We start from the raw sequence: 3,793 nt of genomic DNA on the forward strand, positions 1-3,793 counted from the left end.
TCCTTCGAGTGGCCGTCGGGCAACTGAAGAATAATTGATTTACCAAACTCCAGAATTGTATGTGATATTTTTGTATTTGGAATCATCGCTTTGCCTGATTTCAGCTAACGCCTCAAGAAGAGGCGCCAGATTGCTGACGAACCCCGCCTTTTTAGGCGGGGTTCTTTTTGATAAGCGGCCGTAGGCCGCGATCGCGATATTTTTTGTTAGAGAGTGGTCGCTACCGACCAACGCCCAAATTGGCGGATAGAAGCCAGTATTTGCCTTATATCCGCCATATTAAAGCCGCATTTTCTTAGATAGCTCACCACTAACGCTATCTTCTTGATGTTTTGAGCAGCCGCCGCCAGCCAGCATTGCATTTGCACATTTGCAAGCCCTCGGAAGCGTGCGTAGCGATGTCCATGATGCTGCTTRGCGTCGGCGAAGCTTCGCTCCACAGTCTCACTTCGTCGCTTGTATATCTTTTTGCCATAACGAGACAGTCGCATTTCATTGGCACGCTCTACTGCATCAGTGTAAAGATGACGCGTGATGACCTTTTGCATGGTCTTACTTTGCGTACAGTCGTTTCTAACCGGACAGAACGCACACTGCTTTGGGTCTGAGTGATAAGTACGATAGCCGGCTCTTGTGGTTGTTTTATAGATAAGCGTTTGCCCTTTGGGGCAGCGATATGTGTCGGTTTTYTTATCGTAAGTGAAGTGTTTTTTCTTGAACGTRTTCTTCGTTCGAGAAGGGCGACGATAGCCGAACACGCCAAGAATRCTGCGACGCTCTAAGGATTCGGCAACCGGTGCCGTGAAGTAGCCAGCATCGATGCCCACGGCGATAGGATTGAGGTTAAATTGCGCGAGTGTGTGGTCAAGGCGACGGATATACGGTTGTGAGTCGTTGACATTCCCTGGGGTTGTATACGTATCAACGATGATACCGTGCTTGCCATCAACGGTCCTATGGTCAAGATAGAAGAAGCCTTGGGGCTTATTATCTCTGGTCATAAAACCACTTTCAGGGTCAGTCGTACTCACTTTTGTGTTTTTGACGTCCGTCTTTAATGGCGCGTCCTTGAACGGCTTTTTTCCTTCTGCTTTGCGGTCACTGACGATGTCTTCATCCAACATCTCTAGGTAAGCGCCGGCGCTTACCGGGCGCAGTTTATTCACATGCTTATTTTTGTTCGCACTGGCTTTAAGGTGYGTRCTRTCGGTATACARCTCTTGCCCTGCGACTAAGCCCTTCTCCATGGCTTGAACCACAAYATGGTTGAATATGCGTTCGAAGACATCCGTGCCATTAAAGCGACGAATACGATTTTGGCTCAGCGTAGACGCATGRATGACCTTCTCTGTCAGCGACATACGCAAGAACCAACGATAAGCAACGTTGACTTCAATTTCTTTAACAAGCTGACGCTCGCTTTTGATGCCGAAGAKATAGCCAAGCAGGATRATTTTAAACAAGCGAACGGGGTCAATCGGTGGTCGGCCATTRTCTTTGCAATAAAGGTGRGCGACTTCATCTCGAATAAACTCGAAGTCGATGGCACGGTCGATTTTACGAACAAGATGGTCTTTGGGAACAAGTTGTTCCATCGTCACCATTTCAAGTTCATATTGGTGTGGAGAAGGTTCTTGAAGCATACCGGAGCATCCCTATTGCGACACTCCTATTAGATCAAAGGTCTAGCTCGAAAGCTAGACCTTTGTCAGCAGTCTGANCTCGAATAAACTCGAAGTCGATGGCACGGTCGATTTTACGAACAAGATGGTCTTTGGGAACAAGTTGTTCCATCGTCACCATTTCAAGTTCATATTGGTGTGGAGAAGGTTCTTGAAGCATACCGGAGCATCCCTATTGCGACACTCCTATTAGATCAAAGGTCTAGCTCGAAAGCTAGACCTTTGTCAGCAGTCTGACGCCTCAAGAAGAGGCGCGCGTTTTTTGCGCGTCCTTCTTCCTTGATTTGTTAGGCTTGGCTTTTCGATATAGCTGCAATACTGCCAGCCTCACGGAAAACGCATGAACATCCGTGTCATGAAAGGCTTCCCAGCACGGTCGCCAACAAGTACTCTTGGTCCATCGCGCACATCATTCGCTTGCGTTGAATACCGGCTTTGAAACTCTTCTCTTGCTTTAATAAATTCAAAACCATTTGTCTTATTCGTGCAAAGACTTCCGCTCGGTCATCTACTCTAATTCGGCAGGCATCTTCTTTTAATCCAACATCGAGTTGCCAATGCATTGATTCAATTAGCCAGTGCGAGCGAGTGGCATCATGAAGCTCTTTCGCTGTCAGTGCTTTTGAACTTATATAATAGCGCACAGAAATATCGGATTCGTCGGCGTGTTTGCCCTCTTGTCGAACACTCACCATGATGCCCATCGTTTTTAGTTCAGGCCAATCATAAGCCAAATCACCTAATACACTTAAATCGGTATTGATGAGTGCACATCGTGTTTCTAAACGTCCATGCGATTTCTCTTGTGATGAGTAGCTATCACCATCAAAGTTTTGAAGCATTGAAGGCCGGTAATAATTATCAAACGCTTTGTCTAACTTAGCTTGGTTTCCTTTAACAGCGAGCAAATAATCGGCATTTTTATTAATGATTTTTTGTGCGATTTTTCGATGACAACCAATGGCATCTATAGTAATTAAACATCCAGAAATGTCGAGTAATTCCAGCAGCTTAGGTATTTCAGTGATCTCATTGGTTTTACTATTTACTTTTGACTGTCCGAGGCATACACCATTTGCGGTTGCGAACGCATTAACCATATGAATCGCAGCTTGGTCTGTTGCTCGGTTATATGAACCCCTCAGTGTTTTTCCATCAATGGCAACTACTTCACCATCCGTTAATTCATGACACGATTTCATCCATTCTATGAAGGCTTTTTGTGATGCTTTTGTACTGATGGTTCCCATCACTCTTGCAATCGTATCTGCCGAGGGTGATGTTTTACCTGAGAAGCCAAAGCGTAATAAAAAATCACGCTGCTTACGTCCATAATCACTAATACCTTTCCAGGTATCATGACCAGACAACACCGCACAAATTGTTATCAAAATAATATCTGATAACGTATGTTCAACTTTACCTTCTTGGCGAATGTCTCTAATGGAAACGAAATGCATAAATGGACTTTTWTCTTCTGTCATTTTTAATCTCCTAAACGTTAGGAGACAATTAAATCGCACTGAAAATGATCAACAAATTGATCCTTTATTTTCACTTATTTTAATTAATAAATATGGCATAACGCACGGCTTTCAGCCCTAAATGAYAACTTAGTCATTAAATSGYYAACCCAGGCGTGGCGCGGATCTTCATGCGTTTTCCCTGGGTACCATGTCCAGACAACACCGCACAAATTGTTATCAAAATAATATCTGATAACGTATGTTCAACTTTCCCTTCTTGGCGAATATCTTTGATGGAAAAGAAATGCATAAATGGACTTTTTTCTTCTGTCATTTTTAATCTCCTAAACATTAGGAAACCATTAAATCGCACTGAAAATGATCAACAAATTGATCCATTATTTTTACTTACTTTAATTAATAAGCATGGAATGACGCACGGTTTTTAGCCTTAAGTAACAACTTAGCGATTAAGTTGCTATCCCAGGCATGCCGAGAATCTTCATGCGTTTTCCCTGCCAACCCAGTAATTCCGCTTATTTCAATTAATCAAATCTGCTTAAAAAGATTTCATACCATTTAATTGCATCTCGATACCTTAAACTCACTTGCCTTACTTCTCTTTCAGATGGGTATGGTACAATT

3 protein-coding genes are annotated in these 3,793 nt (G+C 43.4%); all 3 read right to left on the reverse strand.

Features of this window, described 5'->3' with window-relative positions:
* Positions 1–206: 206 nt before the first annotated feature.
* Complete coding sequence (locus BZG13_RS15030) at positions 207–1,643, reverse strand: IS1182 family transposase (protein WP_077487193.1); 1,437 nt, start codon at positions 1,641–1,643, stop codon at positions 207–209.
* Positions 1,644–2,035: 392 nt separating this feature from the next.
* A complete protein-coding gene (locus tag BZG13_RS15035; RefSeq protein WP_077487194.1) occupies positions 2,036–3,166 on the reverse strand; it encodes an ISAs1 family transposase in 1,131 nt (376 codons plus the stop codon).
* Positions 3,167–3,302: 136 nt separating this feature from the next.
* Entirely contained in the window at positions 3,303–3,482 is a 180-nt protein-coding gene (locus BZG13_RS15250; RefSeq protein WP_443216361.1) for a transposase family protein, read from the reverse strand.
* Positions 3,483–3,793 lie beyond the last annotated feature (311 nt).

This window comes from Salinivibrio sp. ML323 (assembly GCF_001995745.1).
GTDB classification, from domain to species: Bacteria; Pseudomonadota; Gammaproteobacteria; order Enterobacterales; family Vibrionaceae; genus Salinivibrio; species Salinivibrio kushneri.